Source organism: Pseudomonas coronafaciens pv. oryzae str. 1_6, from assembly GCF_000156995.2.
In the GTDB taxonomy this organism is placed as follows: domain Bacteria; phylum Pseudomonadota; class Gammaproteobacteria; order Pseudomonadales; family Pseudomonadaceae; genus Aquipseudomonas; species Aquipseudomonas tremae.
The window spans coordinates 3,229,225-3,251,780 of record NZ_CP046035.1; the positions used below are offsets into that span (position 1 = coordinate 3,229,225).

At 58.4% G+C, this 22,556-nt stretch carries 21 protein-coding genes; 20 read left to right on the forward strand and 1 reads right to left on the reverse strand.

Translation table 11 applies throughout. The features are described from left to right. Positions 1–88 precede the first annotated feature (88 nt). Complete coding sequence (locus tag POR16_RS14465) at positions 89–970, reverse strand: alpha/beta fold hydrolase (protein WP_042932491.1); 882 nt, start codon at positions 968–970, stop codon at positions 89–91. Positions 971–1,272: 302 nt separating this feature from the next. On the opposite strand from POR16_RS14465, the gene POR16_RS14470 reads away from it, so the two are divergent. From POR16_RS14470 to nuoL, 20 genes are all read left to right on the forward strand, one after another. Beyond that, positions 1,273–2,178 carry a LysR family transcriptional regulator gene (locus tag POR16_RS14470; RefSeq protein WP_005892691.1) on the forward strand — a complete coding sequence of 302 codons (906 nt, stop codon included), beginning with the start codon at positions 1,273–1,275 and terminating at the stop codon, positions 2,176–2,178. A gap of 63 nt (positions 2,179–2,241) precedes the next feature. Next, on the forward strand, positions 2,242–2,688 hold the full coding sequence (locus tag POR16_RS14475; RefSeq protein WP_122381261.1) for an NUDIX hydrolase: 447 nt from the start codon (positions 2,242–2,244) through the stop codon (positions 2,686–2,688). A gap of 60 nt (positions 2,689–2,748) precedes the next feature. Then, on the forward strand, positions 2,749–3,879 hold the full coding sequence (gene mnmA / locus POR16_RS14480; RefSeq protein ID WP_024670035.1) for a tRNA 2-thiouridine(34) synthase MnmA: 1,131 nt from the start codon (positions 2,749–2,751) through the stop codon (positions 3,877–3,879). Beyond that, entirely contained in the window at positions 3,879–4,499 is a 621-nt protein-coding gene (hflD, locus tag POR16_RS14485; RefSeq protein WP_005892684.1) for a high frequency lysogenization protein HflD, read from the forward strand. Before mnmA ends, hflD begins: the two co-directional genes overlap by 1 nt. Before the next feature lie 132 nt (positions 4,500–4,631). Next, positions 4,632–6,002, forward strand: a complete 1,371-nt coding sequence (gene purB / locus POR16_RS14490) for an adenylosuccinate lyase (protein ID WP_005892683.1) — start codon at positions 4,632–4,634, stop codon at positions 6,000–6,002. Positions 6,003–6,062: 60 nt separating this feature from the next. Beyond that, positions 6,063–7,229, forward strand: coding sequence for a ribosomal protein uL16 3-hydroxylase (locus POR16_RS14495; protein ID WP_005892681.1), 1,167 nt, complete (start codon positions 6,063–6,065; stop codon positions 7,227–7,229). Then, entirely contained in the window at positions 7,222–7,647 is a 426-nt protein-coding gene (locus tag POR16_RS14500; protein WP_005892679.1) for a GNAT family N-acetyltransferase, read from the forward strand. The genes POR16_RS14495 and POR16_RS14500 overlap by 8 nt, the downstream gene beginning before the upstream one ends. Positions 7,648–7,851: 204 nt before the next feature. Then, positions 7,852–8,589: a secretin N-terminal domain-containing protein gene (locus tag POR16_RS14505; RefSeq protein ID WP_005892676.1), complete on the forward strand. Its 738-nt coding sequence runs from the start codon at positions 7,852–7,854 to the stop codon at positions 8,587–8,589. A gap of 276 nt (positions 8,590–8,865) precedes the next feature. Continuing rightward, positions 8,866–10,191: an isocitrate lyase gene (aceA, locus tag POR16_RS14510; protein WP_005892673.1), complete on the forward strand. Its 1,326-nt coding sequence runs from the start codon at positions 8,866–8,868 to the stop codon at positions 10,189–10,191. A gap of 462 nt (positions 10,192–10,653) precedes the next feature. Further along, the gene (locus POR16_RS14515) at positions 10,654–11,067 is read left to right on the forward strand and encodes an NADH-quinone oxidoreductase subunit A (protein WP_005892671.1); all 414 of its coding nucleotides are present in this window, start codon (positions 10,654–10,656) and stop codon (positions 11,065–11,067) included. 10 nt (positions 11,068–11,077) lie between these two features. After that, positions 11,078–11,752, forward strand: a complete 675-nt coding sequence (locus POR16_RS14520; RefSeq protein WP_002554012.1) for a NuoB/complex I 20 kDa subunit family protein — start codon at positions 11,078–11,080, stop codon at positions 11,750–11,752. Positions 11,753–11,826: 74 nt separating this feature from the next. Next, complete coding sequence (gene nuoC / locus POR16_RS14525; protein WP_024670038.1) at positions 11,827–13,608, forward strand: NADH-quinone oxidoreductase subunit C/D; 1,782 nt, start codon at positions 11,827–11,829, stop codon at positions 13,606–13,608. A 2-nt stretch (positions 13,609–13,610) separates the two neighbouring features. Then, complete coding sequence (nuoE, locus tag POR16_RS14530; protein ID WP_005892659.1) at positions 13,611–14,108, forward strand: NADH-quinone oxidoreductase subunit NuoE; 498 nt, start codon at positions 13,611–13,613, stop codon at positions 14,106–14,108. Next, positions 14,105–15,463, forward strand: a complete 1,359-nt coding sequence (gene nuoF, locus POR16_RS14535) for an NADH-quinone oxidoreductase subunit NuoF (protein WP_024689667.1) — start codon at positions 14,105–14,107, stop codon at positions 15,461–15,463. Before nuoE ends, nuoF begins: the two co-directional genes overlap by 4 nt. 135 nt (positions 15,464–15,598) lie before the next feature. After that, the gene (gene nuoG, locus POR16_RS14540) at positions 15,599–18,316 is read left to right on the forward strand and encodes an NADH-quinone oxidoreductase subunit NuoG (RefSeq protein ID WP_122381262.1); all 2,718 of its coding nucleotides are present in this window, start codon (positions 15,599–15,601) and stop codon (positions 18,314–18,316) included. After that, positions 18,313–19,320 (forward strand): NADH-quinone oxidoreductase subunit NuoH, encoded by a 1,008-nt coding sequence (gene nuoH, locus POR16_RS14545; RefSeq protein WP_005892648.1) that lies wholly within the window; start codon positions 18,313–18,315, stop codon positions 19,318–19,320. Before nuoG ends, nuoH begins: the two co-directional genes overlap by 4 nt. Before the next feature lie 11 nt (positions 19,321–19,331). Then, entirely contained in the window at positions 19,332–19,880 is a 549-nt protein-coding gene (gene nuoI / locus POR16_RS14550) for an NADH-quinone oxidoreductase subunit NuoI (protein ID WP_005892647.1), read from the forward strand. A gap of 10 nt (positions 19,881–19,890) precedes the next feature. Next, the gene (nuoJ, locus tag POR16_RS14555) at positions 19,891–20,400 is read left to right on the forward strand and encodes an NADH-quinone oxidoreductase subunit J (RefSeq protein WP_005892646.1); all 510 of its coding nucleotides are present in this window, start codon (positions 19,891–19,893) and stop codon (positions 20,398–20,400) included. Next, positions 20,397–20,705 (forward strand): NADH-quinone oxidoreductase subunit NuoK, encoded by a 309-nt coding sequence (nuoK, locus tag POR16_RS14560; RefSeq protein WP_002554020.1) that lies wholly within the window; start codon positions 20,397–20,399, stop codon positions 20,703–20,705. Before nuoJ ends, nuoK begins: the two co-directional genes overlap by 4 nt. Then, the gene (gene nuoL / locus POR16_RS14565; RefSeq protein ID WP_122381263.1) at positions 20,702–22,555 is read left to right on the forward strand and encodes an NADH-quinone oxidoreductase subunit L; all 1,854 of its coding nucleotides are present in this window, start codon (positions 20,702–20,704) and stop codon (positions 22,553–22,555) included. The genes nuoK and nuoL overlap by 4 nt, the downstream gene beginning before the upstream one ends. Position 22,556: the final 1 nt, after the last annotated feature.

Genomic DNA, 22,556 nt, shown 5'->3' on the forward strand with positions numbered 1-22,556 from the left:
GGCCTGGTGCCGGGGATTTTTGCATTCACAGATAAATTTCAATCCATACCTGCGACAGCCACCCGTTGAGGCTGCTGTCGCAGGTGATTCAATCTTTCAGCGCTCGCGAAAGAAAGTCGCGGATGTATTCGGCAACTTCCGGAGCATGCGTCTCCAGCGCGAAATGACCGGCATCCAGAAGATGCACTTCGGCGTCCGGAACGTCCTTGAGGAATGCCTGCGCTCCAGGCGGTATGAACGCGGGATCGTGCTTGCCCCAGACAGCCAGCAACGCTGGTTGATACGTGCGCAGGTAAGACTGAAATGAAGGGTATGCCGCCACATTGGTGCGGTAGTCGAGAATAAGATCCAGCTGGATTTCTTCTGCGCCCGGTCGTGACATGTACAGAATGTCCAGATTGTAGCCGTCGGGCGAAAGCTTTTCAGGATCAGCCCCGGTACCGTACTGCCAGTCACGTATGGTTTGCGGCGATAACGACGCGCGGCATGCCTCACGATTGGCCGCCGAAGGTTCGCGCCAATAGGCCTGCCAAGGGCCCCACTGATCACTGAAGCCTTCGAGGTAGGCGTTGCCGTTCTGACTGATGATTGCAGTGATTTTTTCCGGATTCGCTGCTGCGAGCCGAAAGCCGGTCGGTGCGCCATAGTCGAATACGTAAAGCGCGTACTTCTTCAGCCCCAGCGCTTCGGTAAAACCCTCGATCACTTTATAAAGGTTTTCAAAGCTGTAATCGAACTTCCCACGCGGCGGCGCCTGAGTGTTGCCGAAACCGGGCAGATCAGGAGCAATAAGGCGGTATTGAGTTGCCAGCAACGGCATCAGGTCACGAAACATGTGGCTGGAACTCGGAAAACCATGAAGCAACAGCAACACTGGAGCGTCCTTGGGTCCTGCTTCGCGGTAGAACACATTTACGTTCCCTACCTGCTGAGTGTGAAACGTCACGCGAGAGGCATCATCAGTGTTCATTGCATTTTCCCTGGATGGATATTTTTTGCTGGCAGAAGCGGCGCTCACCAAAGATGCCCCGACAACAGAAGCAGCGCCTAACGCTGACGCTTGTAAAACCTTGCGACGACTGACACCGGGTGCGGCATTTTCAGCGTCGGCTGAACCGAAGTTTTTCATATGAAAGTCTTACTGGCTGAGCGAATGGGCCATCATCCTGATCGTTGCTTCCAGCATTGAGAATCACCATAAAAATCAATTCACCATTTCAAAATATGAAATGCTGATACGATTTCTCATCTCTCATGGCAAGCAGGCGGGACATGGACCGTATTCAGGAAATGACGCTTTTTGCCGGACTTGCCGAGCAAACCAGTTTTGCCGGAGTAGCCCGCCACTTTGGTCTGTCGACCGCCACGGTGACCCGGGCTGTCGCGAGCCTGGAGAGTCGTCTGGGCATCCTGCTGGTGGTACGCACCACCCGCAACATGCGGCTCACCGAGGCGGGCCAGCGCTTCGCCGCTGATTGCCGCCGACTGCTTGCCGACCTCGATGAGGCCGAAAGCGCAGCAGGCGGTTTGCATGCGCTTCCAGGCGGCCTGCTGACGGTCACGGCACCGCAGATGTTCGGCGCGCTGCATGTTGTGCCCGTAATGACGGGCTTTCTCGAGCGGTTTCCGGCGGTGGACATACGCGCAATTCTGGTCGATCGGGTGGTGTCCATGCTCGATGAAGGCGTCGACGTGGCGGTCAGGATCGGTACCCTGCCCGATTCGTCTCTTACCGCCATCCCGACAGGCAGCGTGCGGCGTATGGTTTGCGCATCCCCTGCCTATCTCGAAAAGCACGGAGCCCCGCAGCATCCCGACGATTTGCGACAACATTCGACAATCTCGACAACCACCGCCGAACGCTCGCCTCACTGGCTTTTCCGGATTGATGGCAAGGATTACTCAGTGGACGTCGGCTCCAGGCTAAGCCTGACCTCCTATCAGGCAGCGATCAGCGCAGCATTGCAGGGCTGGGGGCTGACCCAGGTGCCGTATTATCAGATACGCGAACACTTGCAGGAAGGCAGGCTCAAGTGTGTTCTGGACACTTTCGAAATAATGCCAGAACCGGTTCACGTTGTTTACCTGGAGGGGCGTCGGCGCTCTTCCAAGGTACGAGCTTTTGTAGACTTCTGCGTCAGCACCCTGAGGCATGATCTGCAGTTCGAGCCAAAATAGCGCGCAAGGCGTTCGGCGTGACCTGTTACGGCTGACTTAACCCTTACTAAAGAGACCATTATCATGACCTGGCAAGCTCACGTTACTGTCGCCACGATCGTCGAAGATCAGGGCCGCTTCCTGTTCGTAGAAGAAATGAAAGGCGGCCGTTCGGTCCTCAACCAGCCTGCAGGCCATCTGGACCCTGATGAAAGCCTGCAGCACGCGGCGGTTCGCGAAACCCTGGAAGAAACCGGCTGGGACGTCGAATTGACCAGCGTGGTGGGCATCTATCTGTACACCGCACCGAGCAACGGCGTGACCTACCAGCGTATCTGCTTCGCTGCCAAGGCCCTGCGTCACCGCCCCGACTACTTGCTGGACGACGGGATTGTCGGCCCTGCATGGCTGACACGTGACGAATTACTGGCCCAACAGACACGCTGGCGCAGCGAACTGGTAATGCGCTGCCTGGACGACTACCTGAATGGCGAACATTTCAGTCTCGACCTGCTGCGCGACAAGGCGTGAGACTCGACGCCTTCAGCCTGATAGAATCGCGTCCTTTTACAGGTCAGCCGTTTAATCCCCATGCATGATCCAGCCCCCTCGAACTCAGAAATGAAGCGCGTCATAGTCGGCATGTCCGGTGGCGTGGACTCTTCCGTTTCCGCCGTACTGCTCATGGAGCAGGGTTATCAGGTGGAAGGCTTGTTCATGAAGAACTGGGAAGAAGACGACGGAACGGAATACTGCACCGCTCGCGAAGACCTGGCAGATGCCCAGGCCGTGTGCGACAAGATCGGCATCAAACTGCACACGGCCAACTTCGCTGCCGAGTACTGGGACAACGTCTTCGAGCACTTTCTGGAAGAGTACAAGGCCGGGCGCACGCCCAACCCGGATATCCTCTGCAACCGGGAAATCAAGTTCAAAGCGTTTCTCGACTATGCGTTGATGCTGGGTGCCGACCTTATCGCCACCGGCCACTATGTGCGCCGCCGTGATATCGATGGCCGCACCGAGCTGCTCAAAGGCCTGGACCCGAACAAGGATCAGAGCTACTTCCTGCATGCCGTCGGCGGTGAACAGATCGCCCGGACGCTGTTCCCGGTGGGCGAACTGGAAAAGCCGGAAGTACGGGCCATTGCTGAAAAACACGGCCTTGCCACGGCGAAGAAGAAGGACTCCACCGGGATCTGCTTCATCGGCGAGCGCAGGTTCACCGATTTCCTTCGCCAATACCTGCCAGCACAGCCTGGCGAAATCAAGACCACCACCGGCGAAGTCATCGGGCGCCACAACGGCCTGATGTACCACACCATCGGTCAGCGCCAGGGCCTGGGCATCGGCGGCCTCAAGGACGCCAGCGATGATCCGTGGTACGTGCTGGTCAAGGACCTGGGCGCCAATGAATTGATCGTCGGCCAGGGCAATGACCACCCGTGGCTGTTTTCAAGCGCACTGGTTTCTTCGGAAATCTACTGGGTCAATCCGGTCGACCTGAGCACCCCGCGCAGGCTCACTGCGAAAGTTCGTTATCGTCAGGGCGATCAGCCTTGCACGCTGGAAAAGACCGCTGATGGCTACCGGGCAATTTTTGACGACCCGCAACGCGCAGTGACGCCCGGTCAGTCCGTGGTGTTCTACGATGGCGACATATGTCTGGGCGGCGGCGTAATCGAAATCGCCGAACCCTGGACCAGCAAGGACAAGCGTTGATGACCCCGATTCAGGAACAACTGATTGCCTTGGGCGGAGTATTTCAGGCCGCCGTGCTGGTTGATCGAATCGCCAAGACCGGACAGATCAGCGAAGCGGCACTGAGCTGCATGCTCGGCAGCCTGCTGGTAGTCAACCCGAAAGACACGCTGGACGTCTACGGCGGTGACGACCTCAATCTGCACGAAGGTTATCGCGCCATGGCCAGCGCTCTGGAACGCGACCCCGCCACACTGCAACGCGAACCGTTGCGCTATGCCCTTTCAATGCTCGGCCTCGAGCGGCAACTGGCAAAGCGTGATGATCTGCTCGAAGTGATCGGCAAGCGTATCCCGGTGATTCAGTCTCAGGTCGAACATTTCGGCGTGGCGCATGAAAACGTGATAGCCGCGACCGGCGCGCTGTACCAGGACACCCTGAGCACATTGCGCCAACGTATCCACGTGCAGGGCGACATGCGCAACCTGCAGCAGCCAAACAATGCCTCCAAGATTCGCGCCATTCTGCTGGCAGGCATCCGCTCCGCTCGTCTGTGGCGGCAAGTTGGCGGTCATCGCTGGCAGCTGGTATTCAGCCGTCGCAAGTTATTGAAAGAACTGTACCCATTGCTGCACGGCTGATCCGCTGCGCACCAATGGCCCTTCACCACCACCGGCACGACGCTGTCTACGCTGGTCGGCGGACACCGGTCCGCCTGACTTTTCATGTATGATACGCGCCCCTTTTCGTCGCCGACTGTCCGAGAGCATCCCATGCAGCTTTCTTCGCTCACCGCGGTTTCCCCTGTTGATGGCCGCTACGCCGGCAAAACCCAGGCCTTGCGCCCTATTTTCAGCGAATACGGCCTGATCCGTTTTCGCGTGATGGTCGAGGTTCGCTGGCTTCAGCGCCTGGCGGCTCACCCTCAGATCACCGAAGTGCCGGCTTTCTCTGCGCAGGCCAACGCCATCCTCGACACGCTGGCTCAAGACTTCTCCGTGGAGCACGCCGAGCGCGTCAAGGAAATCGAGCGCACCACCAACCACGACGTCAAGGCTGTGGAATACCTGCTCAAGGAGCAGGCCGCAAAGCTGCCCGAGCTGGAGAAGGTCAGCGAGTTCATTCACTTTGCCTGCACCAGCGAAGACATCAATAACCTGTCCCATGCGCTGATGCTGCGTGAAGGCCGCGACAACGTCATGCTGCCGCTGATGCGCCAGATTGCCGACGCCATCCGCGAACTGGCAATACGTTTCGCCGACGTACCGATGCTGTCGCGCACTCACGGCCAGCCCGCCTCCCCGACCACCCTGGGCAAGGAGCTGGCCAACGTCGTTTACCGTCTGGAGCGCCAGATCAAGCAGGTTGCGGCAGTTCCACTGCTGGGCAAGATCAACGGTGCGGTCGGTAACTACAACGCCCACCTCTCTGCCTACGCAGACATCGACTGGGAAGCCAACGCACGCGCCTTCATCGAAGACGAACTGGGCCTGGGCTTCAACCCCTACACCACGCAGATTGAGCCGCATGACTACATTGCCGAGCTGTTCGACGCGATTGCGCGCTTCAACACCATCCTGATCGACTTCGATCGTGATATCTGGGGCTACATCTCTCTGGGCTATTTCAAGCAGCGCACCATCGCTGGCGAAATCGGCTCATCAACCATGCCGCACAAGGTCAACCCGATCGACTTCGAAAACTCCGAAGGCAATCTGGGTATCGCCAACGCGCTGTTTCAGCATCTGGCGAGCAAACTGCCAGTGTCTCGCTGGCAGCGCGACCTGACCGACTCCACCGTGCTGCGCAACCTGGGTGTAGGCTTTGCCCATAGCGTCATTGCCTACGAGGCCAGCCTCAAGGGCATCAGCAAACTGGAGCTCAACGAGCAACGCATCGCTGCTGACCTGGACGCCTGCTGGGAAGTTCTGGCCGAGCCTATCCAGACCGTGATGCGTCGATACAACATCGAAAACCCGTATGAAAAACTGAAAGAACTGACCCGCGGCAAGGGCATCGGCCCGCAAGCGCTGCAGACTTTTATCGATGGTCTGGACATGCCTGCCGAGGCGAAGGCCGAGCTGAAGAAGCTGACGCCTGCCAATTACATCGGTAACGCAGCCGCTCAGGCCAAGCGCATCTGACACGCATAACTATTGCACACGCCCGGCTGTGCCGGGCGTTTTCATTTCAAGGGCTTACACATGAATCCTGACATCCCTCTTCAACTTCTCGGCGGCATCAGCGCTCGGGTTTTCCTGCGCGATTACTGGCAGAAAAAACCGTTGCTGATCCGCCAGGCCTTGCCGGACTTCGAAAGCCCGATCGATGCAGACGAGCTTGCCGGCCTTGCCCTGGAAGAAGAAGTCGAGTCACGGCTGGTCATCGAAAACGGCGAGCGCCCTTGGGAGCTGCGTCGCGGCCCGTTCGCCGAAGACGAGTTCAGCAAACTGCCCGAGCGCGACTGGACCCTGCTGGTACAGGCGGTGGATCAATTCGTCCCGGAAGTCAGCGAGCTGCTGGAAAATTTCCGTTTTCTGCCAAGCTGGCGTATTGACGATGTGATGATCAGCTATGCGGCGCCCGGCGGCAGCGTGGGTCCGCATTTCGACAACTACGACGTGTTCCTGCTTCAGGGTCATGGCAAGCGCCATTGGCAGATCGGCCAGATGTGCGATGCCGAAAGCCCGCTGCTGCAGCACGCGGACCTGCGCATCCTTGCCGAATTCGAGAAGACCGAAGAATGGACGCTGGAGCCAGGTGACATGCTGTACCTGCCACCGCGCCTGGCGCACTGCGGCGTTGCAGTGGATGACTGCCTGACCTACTCGGTCGGCTTTCGCGCACCCAGCGCCGCTGAGGTCCTGACCCACTTTACCGACTTCCTCAGCCAGTTCATTCCGGATGAAGAGCGCTACACCGACGCCGATGCGCAGCCGGTCAGCGACCCTCACCAGATCCAGCATGACGCACTTGATCGGCTCAAGGCGCTGCTCACGGAGCACATGAGTGATGAACGACTGCTCCTGACCTGGTTCGGTCAGTTCATGACTGAGCCGCGCTATCCGGAGCTGGTAACCGGTCCGGAACTGCAGGAACAGGACTTGCTCGACAGCCTGGAGCAAGGAGCCGTACTCATACGCAACCCGAGTGCAAGGCTGGCCTGGTCGGAGGTTGATGACGATCTGCTACTATTTGCCAGCGGGCAGAGTCGCCTGCTACCGGGCAGCCTGCGCGAACTGCTCAAACTTATCTGCGCTGCCGACGCGCTGCACAGCGAAAACCTCGGCCAATGGTTGGCCGACGACGAGGGACGCAATCTGCTTTGCGAACTCGTAAAACAAGGAAGCCTGGGATTTGCCGATGAATAAAGTCACCGTAGCTGCCGCACAATGGCAGAAAAACAACGCCGATATACGACGCATACGCGAGTCAGTATTTATCGTCGAGCAGTCAGTTCCCGCCGAGCTGGAGTGGGATGCCGAAGACGCCGATGCGGTGCATTTTCTGGCCTACGAAGGTGACTACGCGATAGGTACAGCACGCCTGTTGAATGGCGGTGAAATTGGTCGTCTTTCAGTACTCAAGGATTGGCGTGGCCTTAGAGTTGGTGAAATGTTGCTTGAGGCGGTGCTTCTGGAGGCAGAGAAACGCGGGTTCACCACGTTGAGACTCAGCGCTCAGGTACAGGCGGTGGAGTTTTACCAGCGTTATGGCTTTCAGATAACCAGCAAGGAATTTCTCGAAGCCGGTTTGCCCCATGTCGATATGCTTCGCCAGGAAGCGTAACGAACCTGGATCATGTAGGCGGTTTTAAAAGCACTACATAATTGACGCCCTGCCCTTCGAAGGCTGGTATCACTCATACCAGACTGACAAAAGGCAGGGCGTTTTTGCGTCTGGCCATTCAGTTTGCATCCATAACGGCCGACACAGAGGCACACTCATGCGTAATGCATGCGTGCATCACGTGTCACGCGCCCATCGCGGAGAATGAACATGCTTTTACGCACCTTGCTTGTCACACTGCTCATCGCATTCAGTGCCAGCGCGCTGGCGGCGACTGAAGTGGTCCCGCTCAACTATCGCACCAGCGCAGACCTGCTGCCGGTGGCCAAATCCCTTATAGGGTCAGACGGTACCGTCAGCGCTTATGGCAACCAGCTGATAGTCAACGCCGACTCGCGCAAGATCGAAGAGCTTCGTGCACTTATCTCGCAGCTGGACACTGCACCAAAGCGCCTGTTGATCAGTGTCGATACCAGCGACACCGCCATGCGCAGCAGCGGCGGCTCTCAGGTTATCGAGTATGGCACTGCCAGCCGCGAGGGCGGCGTGCAACAGGTACAGACCAGCGAAGGCACACCGGCGCTGATTCAGGTCGGACAAAGCGTTCCGCTGACCTCCTCCTCTACGGACTCTTACGGCTATTCGCAGAACAACACCGAGTACCGCAATGTGACTCAGGGGTTTTACGTCACGGCCAGCGTGACCGGCGATACTGTGCACCTCAATATCAGCACCAACCATGACCGCATGAGCCAGGAACAGCCCGACGCCATCAAGGTGCAAAGCACCGACAGTCAGGTCAGCGGGAGGCTAGGCGAATGGATCACCCTTGCAAGCAATAGCGACCAGTCTGTTGCTGACCAGAGAGGTATCGCACAACGCTATTCAACGCAGGGTCGAAACGACATGGTATTGCGGGTCAAGGTCGAAACGCTTGAGTAACAAGGGCTGGCGTGAAAGCCAGCACTTGCGGGCCTTTTAATGACTATCCGGTCTCACCTTACAAATATGTAGTGATTAAAAAAAAGCACTACAAAACGTTTGACGCCCTTCCAGACCCCAAGGCATGATTGCCTCGCTCCCGCTGCCTGGAGCCCACGTGACACGCGGCCTGATCGTTACGCGCCGAGCAGCGAGCAGCCATTTACAGTGCCATGAGACACGAGGCATTTGGCGGAGCAGGACTTTAACCGAGACCTACTTCCTGGGGTTTATGAAATGGCACTGACACGCGAACAACAAATAGCGGCTCTCGAAAAAGACTGGGCTGAAAATCCGCGCTGGAAAAACGTGACCCGCACTTATTCTGCAACTGATGTGGTCCGCCTGCGAGGCTCGGTTCAACCCGAACACACCTTTGCAAGACTGGGCGCCGACAAGTTGTGGAACCTGGTGACGCAAGGTGCCAAACCTTCATTTCGCCCTGACAAGGACTTCGTAAACTGCATGGGTGCGCTGACCGGCGGCCAGGCGGTTCAGCAAGTCAAGGCCGGGATTCAGGCCATCTACCTGTCCGGCTGGCAAGTCGCCGCCGACAACAACTCCGCCGAGTCCATGTACCCGGATCAGTCGCTGTACCCGGTGGACTCGGTTCCCACGGTAGTGAAACGCATCAACAACGCGTTTCGCCGTGCCGACCAGATCCAGTGGAAGGCTGGCAAGGCGCCTGGGGATGAGGGTTACATCGACTACTTCGCGCCTATCGTGGCCGACGCGGAAGCCGGCTTTGGTGGAGTACTCAACGCCTACGAACTGATGAAGAGCATGATCGAGGCCGGCGCTGCTGGCGTCCACTTCGAGGATCAGCTCGCATCAGTGAAGAAATGCGGCCACATGGGCGGCAAAGTGCTGGTACCAACTCAGGAGGCCATCCAGAAGCTGGTTGCTGCGCGCCTTGCCGCCGACGTTGCCGGGGTGCCAACGATTATTCTGGCCCGCACCGACGCCAACGCCGCCGATCTGCTGACTTCCGACTGTGACCCTTACGACAAACCTTTCGTGACCGGCCAGCGCACGCATGAAGGGTTCTACAAAGTTCGCGCGGGTCTTGATCAAGCCATTTCACGCGGCCTGGCTTACGCGCCCTATGCAGACCTGATCTGGTGCGAAACGGCGAAACCGGATCTGGACGAAGCACGTCGCTTTGCCGAAGCGATCAAGAAGGAGTACCCGGATCAGTTGCTGTCGTACAACTGCTCGCCCTCCTTCAACTGGAAGAAAAACCTCGACGACGCGACCATTGCCAAATTTCAGCGCGAACTGTCAGCCATGGGCTACAAGCACCAGTTCATTACCCTGGCGGGCATCCACAACATGTGGCACAGCATGTTCAACCTGGCGCACGACTACGCGCGCAACGACATGACGGCATATGTGAAGCTGCAGGAACAGGAGTTCGCCGATGCCGCCAAGGGCTACACCTTTGTGGCTCACCAGCAGGAGGTAGGTACCGGTTATTTCGACGACATGACCACCGTGATCCAGGGCGGCGTGTCTTCAGTGACCGCACTTACCGGCTCCACAGAAGAAGAGCAATTCCACTGACCCACCGCGCAACGCGTTGAAAAAACAGGCCGTCCGTAGGGGCGGCCTGTTTTTTCTGTCAGGCATTGCCTGAATTGACCTTGGACAATCATCTGCTCTTTCAGAAATGCTAAAAAGGGCGCACTTTCTAACTGTCATTGCTGACAACTACCGCTTGACTAACTAGGCATAAACTATACGGAGCGCATAAATGATATCAATTATCATTCAAATTTCGTTTCGCCCTTTTTTGTCTTCTGGAAATATAATCGCCGAAAAACCTGTCAATGCCCGCCTGGCAGGGCCTGCAGCCCAGTCAGAAGGCAGACTGTGATTGATTCGGTAAATAAATTTGATGTAGAAAATTTACTTGCCAACTGTTTGCACATAAAATCAATTCGTTGACCGCGCTGCGACATTTCGTCACTGCCTCGACTCTTTATCAAGCACAGAGACCTTTGCTCTCTAACAAGGACTGCCAGCATGCCCGAATCGACAGGTCTGATTGCCCACAATTGGGGCTTCGCCATTTTCCTTTTGGGTGTTGTCGGCCTTTGCGCCTTCATGCTCGGTCTGTCCAGCCTGCTCGGAAGCAAGGCCTGGGGCCGCAGCAAGAACGAACCTTTCGAATCCGGCATGCTGCCAACCGGCAGTGCGCGTCTGCGGCTCTCCGCAAAATTCTATCTGGTCGCGATGCTTTTCGTGATCTTTGACATCGAAGCCCTTTTTCTCTTTGCCTGGTCTGTGTCCGTCCGCGAAAGCGGCTGGACCGGATTCGCCGAAGCTCTCGTTTTCATAGCAATTCTGTTGGCAGGTCTTGTCTACCTATGGCGGGTTGGCGCTCTTGACTGGGCTCCTGAAGGTCGCCGTAATCGGCAAGCGAAGCTGAAACAATGAGGCTTTGGCGATGCAATATAATCTCACCAGGATCGACCCGGACGCTCCTAACGAGCAGTACCCCATCGGCAAGCGGGAAACCGTCTCCGATCCGTTAGAAGATCAAGTCCACAAAAACATCTACATGGGCAAGCTGGAAGACGTGCTGAACGGTGCGGTCAACTGGGGTCGCAAGAACTCCCTTTGGCCTTACAACTTCGGCCTGTCGTGCTGCTATGTGGAAATGACCACTGCCTTCACGGCTCCCCATGACATCGCACGCTTCGGCGCCGAAGTCATAAGGGCATCGCCGCGTCAGGCAGACTTCATGGTTATTGCCGGTACCTGCTTCATCAAGATGGCGCCGATCATCCAGCGTCTCTACGAGCAAATGCTCGAGCCCAAGTGGGTCATTTCCATGGGCTCGTGTGCCAACTCCGGTGGCATGTACGACATCTACTCAGTGGTCCAGGGGGTGGACAAATTCCTTCCCGTGGATGTCTACGTGCCCGGCTGCCCGCCCCGCCCCGAAGCTTTTCTGCAAGGCCTGATGCTGCTGCAGGAATCCATCGGCAAGGAGCGTCGCCCACTTTCCTGGGTTGTAGGCGATCAAGGCGTGTACCGCGCCGAGATGCCTTCGCAAAAGGAACAGCGCCGCGAACAGCGTATTCAGGTGACCAACCTGCGCAGCCCCGACGAAGTCTGATACAGCCCGTTCTGCTTATAAAAAAGACAGGAACCGGGGTTGATTCTGTACGTTGACCGAAGTGATTGAGACCTATGACTGCAGACAACGCTCTGTACATCCCGCCTTACAAGGCTGACGACCAAGATGTCGTCATTGAACTGAATAACCGTTTTGGCGCCGAGGCTTTCACAGCCCAGCCGACTCGCACCGGCATGCCTGTGTTATGGGTAGAGCGCGCTCGCCTGTTTGAAATTCTGACGTTCCTGCGCAACGTGCCCAAGCCCTACTCCATGCTTTATGACCTGCATGGCGTGGACGAGCGTTTGCGCACCAATCGCCGGGGCTTGCCCGGCGCTGACTTCACGGTCTTCTACCATCTGCTGTCGATTGAAAGAAATAGCGATGTGATGATCAAGGTCGCGCTGTCGGAAAGCGACCTGAGCGTGCCGACCATCACCAGCATCTGGCCGAACGCCAACTGGTACGAGCGCGAAGTCTGGGACATGTTCGGTATCGACTTCCCGGGCCACCCGCACCTGAGCCGCATCATGATGCCGCCGACCTGGGAAGGTCACCCGCTGCGCAAGGACTTCCCTGCCCGCGCAACCGAATTCGACCCCTACAGCCTGACGCTCGCCAAACAGCAACTGGAAGAAGAAGCCGCGCGCTTCCGTCCAGAAGACTGGGGCATGAAGCGCTCCGGCCAGAACGAGGACTACATGTTCCTCAACCTTGGGCCGAACCACCCTTCTGCTCACGGCGCATTCCGAATCATTCTGCAGCTGGACGGCGAAGAAATCGTCGACTGCGTTCCAGACATCGGCTACCACCACCGTGGTGCCGAGAAAATGGCCGAACGTCAGTCCTGGCACAGCTTCATCCCGTATACCGACCGGATCGACTACCTCGGCGGGGTGATGAACAACCTGCCGTACGTACTTTCGGTCGAGAAGCTGGCGGGCATCAAGGTGCCGGAAAAAGTCGACGTCATTCGTATCATGATGGCCGAGTTCTTCCGTATCACCAGCCACTTGCTGTTCCTGGGCACCTATATTCAGGACGTGGGGGCCATGACGCCGGTGTTCTTCACCTTTACCGACCGCCAAAAAGCCTACACCGTGATCGAGGCCATCACCGGCTTCCGCCTGCATCCGGCCTGGTATCGCATCGGCGGGGTTGCTCACGACCTGCCACGCGGCTGGGAAAAGCTGGTCAAGGACTTCGTCGACTGGCTGCCAAAGCGCCTCGACGAATACACCAAGGCTGCGCTGCAGAACAGTATCCTCAAGGGTCGTACCGTCGGCGTTGCCGCCTATAACACCAAGGAAGCCCTCGAATGGGGCGTCACCGGTGCAGGCCTGCGCTCCACCGGCTGCGACTTCGACCTGCGCAAGGCTCGCCCATACTCCGGCTACGAGAACTTCGAGTTCGAAGTACCGCTGGCCGCGAACGGCGATGCCTATGATCGCTGCATGGTGCGTGTCGAAGAGATGCGTCAGAGCATCAAGATCATCGACCAGTGCATGCGCAACATGCCGGAAGGCCCGTACAAGGCGGATCACCCGCTGACCACGCCGCCACCGAAAGAGCGCACCCTGCAGCACATCGAAACCCTGATCACGCACTTCCTGCAGGTTTCGTGGGGCCCGGTCATGCCGGCCAACGAGTCCTTCCAGATGATCGAAGCGACCAAGGGTATCAACAGTTATTACCTGACGAGCGACGGCGGCACAATGAGCTACCGTACCCGGATCCGCACACCAAGTTTCCCGCATCTGCAGCAGATCCCTTCGGTGATCCAAGGCAGCATGGTCGCGGACTTGATCGCGTACCTGGGTAGTATCGATTTCGTTATGGCCGACGTGGACCGCTAAGCATGAATAGCCCGCTAATCCAGACTGACCGTTTCGCTCTGAGCGAAACCGAGCGCTCGGCCATCGAGCATGAGATGCATCACTACGAAGACCCGCGCGCGGCGTCCATCGAAGCCCTGAAAATCGTTCAAAAGGAACGTGGCTGGGTGCCGGACGGCGCCATCTATGCGATCGGCGATCTGCTGGGTATCCCGGCGAGCGACGTCGAAGGTGTTGCGACCTTCTACAGCCAGATATTCCGCCAGCCGGTCGGACGTCACATCATTCGTGTCTGCAACAGCATGGTGTGCTTCATCGGTGGTCACGAGAACGTGGTGGACGAAATCAAAACTTCGCTGGGTATCGGCCTTGGGCAAACTACTGCTGACGGCCGCTTCACCTTGCTGCCGGTATGCTGCCTCGGTAACTGCGACAAGGCCCCGGCCGTGATGGTCGATGACGACACTTTCGGCGATGTACAGCCTGCTGGCGTTGCCGAGATGCTGGAGGGTTACCTATGACCATCACTTCCTTCGGCCCAGCCAACCGCATTACGCGTACGGCTGAAACCCACCCGCTGACCTGGCGTTTGCGCGATGACGGCGAGCCGGTCTGGCTCGACGAATATCAGACCAAAGACGGGTATGCAGCGGCGCGCAAGGCGCTGACCCAGCAGGCGCCTGACGATATCGTTCAGTCGGTCAAGGACTCCGGCCTCAAAGGTCGCGGCGGTGCGGGTTTCCCGACTGGCGTGAAATGGGGCCTGATGCCCAAAGACGAATCCATGAACATCCGCTACCTGCTGTGCAATGCGGATGAAATGGAGCCCAACACCTGGAAAGACCGCATGCTGATGGAGCAATTGCCCCATCTGCTGATCGAGGGCATGCTGATCAGCGCACGCGCGCTCAAGGCCTATCGCGGCTACATATTCCTGCGAGGCGAATATGTAACGGCTGCGAAGCACTTGAACCGTGCCGTGGCTGAAGCCAAGGCTGCCGGTCTGCTGGGCAAAAACATCCTGGGCACTGGTTTCGACTTCGAGCTGTTCGTGCATACCGGCGCCGGTCGTTATATCTGCGGTGAAGAAACCGCTCTGATCAACTCGCTCGAAGGCCGCCGTGCCAACCCGCGCTCCAAGCCACCCTTCCCCGCCGCTGTAGGCGTCTGGGGCAAGCCGACCTGCGTGAACAATGTCGAGACGCTGTGCAACGTGCCAGCCATCGTCAATAACGGCAACGACTGGTACAAGTCGCTTGCCCGCGAAGGCAGTGAAGACCACGGCACCAAGCTGATGGGCTTCTCCGGCAAGGTCAAGAACCCCGGTTTGTGGGAGTTGCCTTTCGGCGTGCAGGCTCGCGAACTGTTCGAAGACTATGCCGGTGGCATGCGCGACGGTTTCAAGCTCAAGTGCTGGCAGCCAGGCGGCGCGGGAACCGGCTTCCTGCTGCCAGAGCATCTGGATGCGCAGATGTACGCTGGCGGTATTGCCAAGGTCGGCACCCGAATGGGCACCGGACTGGCGATGGCTGTAGACGATTCGGTCAACATGGTGTCGCTGCTGCGCAACATGGAAGAGTTCTTTGCCCAGGAATCCTGTGGTTTCTGCACCCCTTGCCGTGACGGCCTGCCGTGGAGCGTGAAGATGCTTCGCGCCATCGAAATGGGCCAGGGTCAGCCGGGGGATATCGAAACCCTGCTGGGACTGGTCAATTTCCTTGGCCCTGGCAAGACGTTCTGCGCTCACGCACCAGGTGCCGTCGAGCCGCTTGGCAGTGCAATCAAGTACTTCCGCTCGGAGTTCGAAGCAGGCATAGCGCCCGCCAGCGCGTCCACACTTGTTCCGGGTAAAAGTCCGACTGTGGTCGGCGCATAACAAGACACAACGGTCGGCGGCTGTTCGGGCTGCCGTCCTCGTACCTGCTGACGCCTGCGGGCTGAACGATACGGGTACTACCGAGATTCCATTAGCCACGCCCGCTGACAACGGGCCAACGAAGACCTTTGAACCATGGCTACTATTCACGTAGACGGCAAAGCGCTCGAAGTCGATGGTGCAGACAACCTGTTACAGGCATGTCTGTCGCTGGGCCTCGACATCCCTTATTTCTGCTGGCACCCCGCCCTTGGCAGCGTTGGCGCCTGTCGCCAGTGCGCGGTCAAGCAGTACACCGACGAAAACGACACCCGTGGTCGTATCGTCATGTCCTGCATGACACCAGCCACCGACAACACCTGGATCTCCATCGAAGACGATGAATCCAAGGCCTTTCGGGCCAGTGTCGTCGAATGGCTGATGACCAACCATCCGCACGACTGCCCTGTCTGTGAGGAAGGCGGTCACTGCCACCTGCAGGACATGACGGTGATGACCGGCCATAACGAGCGCCGTTATCGCTTCACCAAACGCACCCACCAGAATCAGGAGCTGGGGCCGTTCATCGCGCATGAGATGAACCGCTGCATCGCCTGTTATCGATGCGTGCGCTTCTATAAAGACTACGCTGGCGGCACCGACCTGGGCGTTTACGGCGCTCACGACAACGTGTACTTCGGCCGCGTCGAAGACGGCACGCTGGAAAGCGAGTTCTCCGGCAACCTCACCGAAGTCTGCCCGACCGGTGTGTTTACCGACAAGACTCACTCCGAGCGCTACAACCGCAAATGGGACATGCAGTTCTCGCCGAGCATCTGCCACGGCTGCTCCAGCGGTTGCAACATCAGCCCAGGCGAGCGTTACGGTGAGCTGCGCCGCATCGAAAACCGCTATAACGGTTCGGTCAACCAGTACTTCCTGTGTGACCGCGGTCGTTTTGGCTACGGCTATGTCAACCGCACAGACCGTCCACGTCAGCCATTGCTGGCTGATGGTCAGGTCAAGCTGAGCCTGGATCAGGCACTGGACAAGGCCGCTGACCTGTTGCGCGGTCGCAATATTGTCGGCATCGGCTCGCCTCGTGCCAGTCTGGAAAGCAACTATGCCCTGCGCGAACTGGTCGGGGCCGAACACTTCTACAGTGGTATCGAAGCCGGCGAGCTGGAACGTATACGCCTGATCCTCAAGGTGCTGAACGACAGCCCGCTGCCGATTCCTACCCTGCGGGACATCGAAGATCACGACGCCATTTTCGTCCTTGGCGAAGACCTGACCCAGACCGCAGCGCGCATGGCGCTGGGCCTGCGTCAGGCCGTCAAAGGCAAGGCCGAAGACATGGCGGCAGCGATGAAAGTCCAGCCATGGCTCGACGCTGCCGTGAAGAACATCGGTCAGCATGAACTGAACCCGCTGTTCATCGCCAGCCTGGCTGAAACCCGACTCGACGACATCGCAGAAGAATGCGTACACGCCGCACCGGATGACCTCGCGCGCATCGGCTTCGCTGTTGCCCACACACTGGACGCCAGCGCACCGGCCGTTGAAGGTCTGGACAGCGAAGCGCTGGAACTGGCGCAACGCATTGCCGACGCCCTCCTCGCGGCCAGGCGCCCGCTGATCATTTCCGGCAGTTCGCTGGGTTCGACAGCGTTGATCGAAGCAGCGGCAAACATTGCCAAGGCTCTGAAGCTACGCGACAAACAGGGCTCAATCAGCCTGATCGTGCCAGAAGCCAACAGCATGGGCCTGGCGATGTTCGGCGGTGAGTCTGTCGATGCTGCACTGCAGGCAGTGATTTCCGGTCAGGCCGACGCCATTGTGGTTCTGGAAAACGATCTGTATCGCCGTGTGGACGCCAAAATCGTCGACGCTGCGCTGAGCGCTGCGAAAGTGGTGATCGTTGCTGACCATCAGAAAACACCGACTGTTGATCGCGCACATCTGGTTCTGCCAGCAGCCAGCTTTGCCGAAGGCGATGGCACACTGGTCAGCCAGGAGGGCCGCGCTCAGCGCTTCTTCCAAGTGTTCGACCCGACCTATCTGGACCCTGCCATTCTGGTTCACGAAGGCTGGCGCTGGATGCATGCCCTGCGCGCGACCTTGCTGAACAAGCCGGTTGACTGGACTCAGCTTGATCACGTCACCGAAGCCTGTGCTGGCAGCTCTGCGCAACTCGCCGGTATCGTCAATGCTGCACCGTCTGCCTCGTTCCGCATCAAAGGCCTGAAGCTGGCTCGCGAACCGCTGCGCTACAGCGGTCGTACAGCGATGCGCGCGAACATCAGTGTGCATGAGCCTCGTACCTCGCAAGACATCGATACCGCCTTCTCCTTCTCCATGGAAGGCTACTCGGGTTCTGCTGAACCTCGTCAGCAGGTGCCATTCGCCTGGTCGCCGGGCTGGAACTCGCCGCAAGCCTGGAACAAGTTCCAGGACGAAGTTGGCGGTCATTTGCGCGCCGGCGACCCAGGCACCCGCCTGATCGAAAGCCATGGCGATGGTCTGTCGTGGTTCTCCGGTGTTCCACGCGCGTTTTCCCCGGAGCGCGGTACCTGGCAGGTCGTGCCGTTCTTCCACCTGTTCGGCAGCGACGAGACCTCGTCACTGGCTGCACCGGTTCAAGAGCGCATTCCCCAGCCATACGTGGCACTGGCCAAGTCCGAAGCCGATCGTCTGGGCGTCAACGAAGGTGCCCTGCTTTCGCTGAGCGTTGCAGGACAGTCGCTGACACTGCCGCTACGTATCAATGAAGAACTGGGCGCCGGCCTGGTGGCATTGCCGGCCGGTTTGCCAGGCATTCCACCAGCTATCTTCGGCAAATCCGTTGACGGTCTGCAGGAGGCAGCGCAATGACCTGGTTCACCCCTGATGTGATTGACGCAATACTTGCTGCGGTCAAGGCCATTGTCGTGCTGCTGGCCGTTGTGGTCTGCGGCGCGCTGCTGAGCTTTGTGGAACGTCGTCTGCTGGGTTGGTGGCAGGACCGCTACGGCCCGAACCGCGTTGGCCCGTTCGGCATGTTCCAGATCGCAGCCGACATGCTGAAGATGTTCTTCAAGGAAGACTGGACACCACCGTTCGCCGACAAGGTGATATTCACCTTGGCACCGGTCGTGGCCATGAGCGCCTTGTTGATCGCCTTCGCTGTGATTCCGATCACACCTAACTGGGGCGTGGCGGACCTGAACATCGGCCTGCTGTTCTTCTTCGCTATGGCCGGTCTGTCGGTGTATGCCGTCTTGTTTGCGGGCTGGTCGAGCAACAACAAGTTCGCCCTGTTGGGCAGCCTGCGTGCTTCGGCGCAAACTGTATCCTACGAAGTGTTCATGGGCCTGGCGCTGATGGGCATCGTGGTTCAGGTCGGCTCGTTCAACATGCGCGACATCGTCGAATATCAGGCGCAGAACCTGTGGTTCATCATTCCGCAGTTCTTCGGCTTCTGTACGTTCTTCATCGCAGGCGTTGCGGTCACTCACCGTCACCCGTTTGACCAGCCGGAAGCCGAGCAGGAACTGGCTGACGGCTACCACATTGAATATGCAGGCATGAAATGGGGCATGTTCTTCGTGGGTGAATACATCGGGATCATCCTGATCTCGGCGCTGCTGGTCACGCTGTTCTTCGGTGGCTGGCACGGTCCGTTCGATATCCTGCCATCGCTTGCGTTCTTCTGGTTCGCCTTGAAAACCGCGTTCTTCATCATGCTGTTCATTCTGCTGCGCGCTTCCATCCCGCGCCCGCGGTATGACCAGGTCATGGATTTCAGCTGGAAGTTCTGTCTGCCGCTGACCCTGATCAATTTGCTGGTGACTGCTGCGATCGTGTTGTTGAACACACCGGCAGGCTCGGTTCAGTGAGGATTTGACCCATGTTCAAATATATTGGTGACATCGTTAAGGGTACTGGTACCCAGTTGCGCAGCATGGTGATGGTGTTCGGTCACGGCTTCCGCAAACGCGACACCCTGCAATACCCAGAGGAGCAAGTGTATCTGCCACCTCGCTACCGTGGCCGCATCGTGCTGACCCGCGACCCGGACGGAGAAGAACGCTGTGTGGCGTGCAACCTGTGCGCCGTGGCATGCCCGGTTGGCTGTATCTCGTTGCAGAAGGCAGAAACAGAGGACGGACGCTGGTACCCGGATTTTTTCCGCATCAACTTCTCACGCTGCATTTTCTGCGGCCTGTGTGAGGAAGCCTGCCCTACCACCGCAATCCAGCTCACGCCGGACTTCGAGATGGCCGACTTCAAACGTCAGGATCTGGTGTACGAGAAAGAAGATCTGCTGATCTCCGGTCCCGGCAAGAACCCCGACTACAACTTCTATCGCGTTGCCGGTATGGCGATCGGCGGCAAGCCCAAGGGCTCCGCACAGAATGAAGCCGAGCCGATCAACGTCAAGAGCTTGCTGCCTTAAGGAAGTAAAGATGGAATTCGCTTTCTATTTCGCATCCGGTATCGCTGTTGTGTCCACCCTGCGGGTGATCACCAACACGAATCCGGTGCATGCCCTGCTCTACCTGATCATCTCGCTGATCGCTGTTGCGATGACATTTTTCAGCCTTGGCGCGCCGTTTGCCGGGGTACTGGAAGTTATCGCCTATGCGGGCGCGATCATGGTTCTGTTTGTGTTTGTGGTGATGATGCTGAACCTGGGTCCGGCTTCGGTTCAGCAGGAACGAGCCTGGCTCAAACCCGGCATCTGGATAGGCCCGGTGATTCTCGGCACGCTGTTGCTTGCCGAGTTGCTGTACGTCCTCTTCGCCAACCAGACCGGTGCTGCCATCGGTCACACCACGGTCGACGCCAAAGCGGTCGGCATCAGCCTGTTCGGGCCCTATCTGCTGGTGGTGGAACTCGCCTCGATGCTGCTGCTTGCCGCAGCCATCACGGCATTCCATCTGGGCCGCAACGAGGCCAAGGAGCCAAGCCAATGAATGCTATTCCTCTTGAGCACGGTCTGGCGGTCGCCGGGGTCCTGTTCTGCCTGGGTCTGGTCGGCCTGATGGTGCGCCGTAACATTCTCTTCGTGTTGATGAGCCTGGAAATCATGATGAACGCTTCTGCTCTGGCGTTTGTAGTTGCCGGCAGCCGCTGGGCGCAACCGGATGGACAGGTCATGTTCATTCTGGTGATCAGCCTTGCGGCAGCCGAGGCCAGTATTGGCCTGGCGATCCTGATGCAACTGTATCGCCGCTTCCACACTCTCGATATCGATGCTGCCAGCGAGATGCGCGGATGAACCTTCTCTTTCTGACTTTCGTATTTCCCCTCATCGGCTTTCTGCTGCTGTCGTTCTCTCGAGGACGCATCTCGGAAAATCTCGCAGCGCTGATCGGCGTGGGTTCCATTGGCCTGTCGGCTGTCGTGACGGCCTGGATCATCTGGCAGTTCAATGTCGCACCACCAGAAGGCGGTCACTACACTCAGGTGCTGTGGCGCTGGATGGACGTCGATGGCTTCCAGCCCAACTTCGCGCTGTATCTGGACGGTCTCTCCGTCACGATGCTCGGTGTCGTGGTGGGCGTCGGTTTCCTGATCCACCTGTTCGCCTCCTGGTACATGCGCGGCGAAGCCGGTTACTCACGCTTTTTCTCGTACACCAACCTGTTCATCGCCAGCATGCTGTTCCTCATACTGGGCGATAACCTGCTGTTCATTTACTTTGGCTGGGAAGGTGTAGGCCTGTGCAGCTACCTGTTGATCGGTTTCTACTACAGCAACCGCAACAACGGCAACGCAGCACTCAAGGCCTTTATCGTCACCCGTATCGGCGACGTGTTCATGGCCATCGGCATGTTCATCCTGTTCCAGCAGTTGGGTACGCTCAACGTGCAGGAGCTGCTGATCAAGGCGCCTGAGCACTTCAAGGTTGGCGATTTCTGGATCGTGCTGGCGACGCTGATGCTGCTTGGCGGTGCCGTCGGTAAATCCGCGCAGCTGCCACTGCAGACCTGGCTGGCAGACGCAATGGCCGGCCCTACTCCGGTTTCTGCATTGATCCACGCGGCCACAATGGTAACGGCAGGTGTCTACCTGATCGCGCGGACTCATGGCCTGTTTGCACTGGCACCCGACATCCTGCATCTGGTAGGTCTGGTCGGTGGCGTCACGCTGGTACTGGCCGGTTTTGCAGCACTCGTGCAGACCGACATCAAACGCATTCTCGCCTACTCGACCATGAGCCAGATCGGCTACATGTTTCTGGCGTTGGGTGTAGGTGCCTGGGAAGGCGCGATCTTCCATCTGATGACTCACGCCTTCTTCAAGGCGCTGCTGTTCCTTGCGTCGGGTGCGGTCATCGTTGCCTGCCACCACGAACAGAACATCTTCAAGATGGGCGGCCTGTGGAAGAAACTGCCTCTGGCCTATGCCAGCTTCATCGTCGGCGGTGCTGCGTTGTCTGCCTTGCCGCTGTTGACTGCCGGTTTCTACTCCAAGGACGAAATCCTCTGGGAAGCGTTCGCCAGCGGTAACAATGGTCTGCTGTATGCCGGTCTGGTCGGCGCGTTCATGACCTCGCTGTACACCTTCCGCCTGATCTTCATCGCGTTTCATGGTGAGGCCAAGACTGAAGCGCACGCAGGTCACGGCATTACTCACTGGTTGCCACTGTCGGTGCTGATCGTACTGTCGACATTCGTCGGCGCGATGATCACCCCGCCGCTGGCCGGTGTTCTGCCGCAAAGCGTCGGGCATGCCGGTGGCGAAGCCAAGCACAGCCTGGAAATCGCCTCGGGGGCCATTGCCCTGGCCGGTATTCTGCTGGCAGCGCTGCTGTTTCTCGGCAAACGTCGCCTGGCAACGGCTATCGCCAATAGTGGTCCGGGTCGCTTCCTCTCGGCCTGGTGGTTCGCCGCCTGGGGCTTCGACTGGATCTACGACAAGCTGTTCGTCAAACCTTATCTGGCGATCAGCCATGTGCTGCGTAGCGATCCATTCGACCGCACCATCGGCTTGATCCCACGTCTGGTCAAAGGCGGTCATGACACCATGAGCCGTACCGAGACCGGCCAGTTGCGTTGGTATGCTGCCTCGATCGCCGTAGGTGCCGTTCTGGTACTCGGTGCCGTCGTTCTGGTTGCGGTCTGAC

Coding starts and splice junctions, on each gene's coding strand:
- nuoE (WP_005892659.1), top strand. CDS start 13,611: ATGAATAGCCCGCTAATCCAGACTGACCGTTTCGCTCTGAGCGAAACC.
- nuoF (WP_024689667.1), top strand. CDS start 14,105: ATGACCATCACTTCCTTCGGCCCAGCCAACCGCATTACGCGTACGGCT.
- POR16_RS14470 (WP_005892691.1), top strand. CDS start 1,273: ATGGACCGTATTCAGGAAATGACGCTTTTTGCCGGACTTGCCGAGCAA.
- nuoL (WP_122381263.1), top strand. CDS start 20,702: ATGAACCTTCTCTTTCTGACTTTCGTATTTCCCCTCATCGGCTTTCTG.
- mnmA (WP_024670035.1), top strand. CDS start 2,749: ATGCATGATCCAGCCCCCTCGAACTCAGAAATGAAGCGCGTCATAGTC.
- POR16_RS14515 (WP_005892671.1), top strand. CDS start 10,654: ATGCCCGAATCGACAGGTCTGATTGCCCACAATTGGGGCTTCGCCATT.
- aceA (WP_005892673.1), top strand. CDS start 8,866: ATGGCACTGACACGCGAACAACAAATAGCGGCTCTCGAAAAAGACTGG.
- POR16_RS14500 (WP_005892679.1), top strand. CDS start 7,222: ATGAATAAAGTCACCGTAGCTGCCGCACAATGGCAGAAAAACAACGCC.
- nuoK (WP_002554020.1), top strand. CDS start 20,397: ATGAATGCTATTCCTCTTGAGCACGGTCTGGCGGTCGCCGGGGTCCTG.
- nuoG (WP_122381262.1), top strand. CDS start 15,599: ATGGCTACTATTCACGTAGACGGCAAAGCGCTCGAAGTCGATGGTGCA.
- hflD (WP_005892684.1), top strand. CDS start 3,879: ATGACCCCGATTCAGGAACAACTGATTGCCTTGGGCGGAGTATTTCAG.
- nuoI (WP_005892647.1), top strand. CDS start 19,332: ATGTTCAAATATATTGGTGACATCGTTAAGGGTACTGGTACCCAGTTG.
- POR16_RS14505 (WP_005892676.1), top strand. CDS start 7,852: ATGAACATGCTTTTACGCACCTTGCTTGTCACACTGCTCATCGCATTC.
- POR16_RS14475 (WP_122381261.1), top strand. CDS start 2,242: ATGACCTGGCAAGCTCACGTTACTGTCGCCACGATCGTCGAAGATCAG.
- purB (WP_005892683.1), top strand. CDS start 4,632: ATGCAGCTTTCTTCGCTCACCGCGGTTTCCCCTGTTGATGGCCGCTAC.
- nuoH (WP_005892648.1), top strand. CDS start 18,313: ATGACCTGGTTCACCCCTGATGTGATTGACGCAATACTTGCTGCGGTC.
- nuoC (WP_024670038.1), top strand. CDS start 11,827: ATGACTGCAGACAACGCTCTGTACATCCCGCCTTACAAGGCTGACGAC.
- POR16_RS14465 (WP_042932491.1), bottom strand. CDS start 970: ATGAACACTGATGATGCCTCTCGCGTGACGTTTCACACTCAGCAGGTA.
- POR16_RS14520 (WP_002554012.1), top strand. CDS start 11,078: ATGCAATATAATCTCACCAGGATCGACCCGGACGCTCCTAACGAGCAG.
- POR16_RS14495 (WP_005892681.1), top strand. CDS start 6,063: ATGAATCCTGACATCCCTCTTCAACTTCTCGGCGGCATCAGCGCTCGG.
- nuoJ (WP_005892646.1), top strand. CDS start 19,891: ATGGAATTCGCTTTCTATTTCGCATCCGGTATCGCTGTTGTGTCCACC.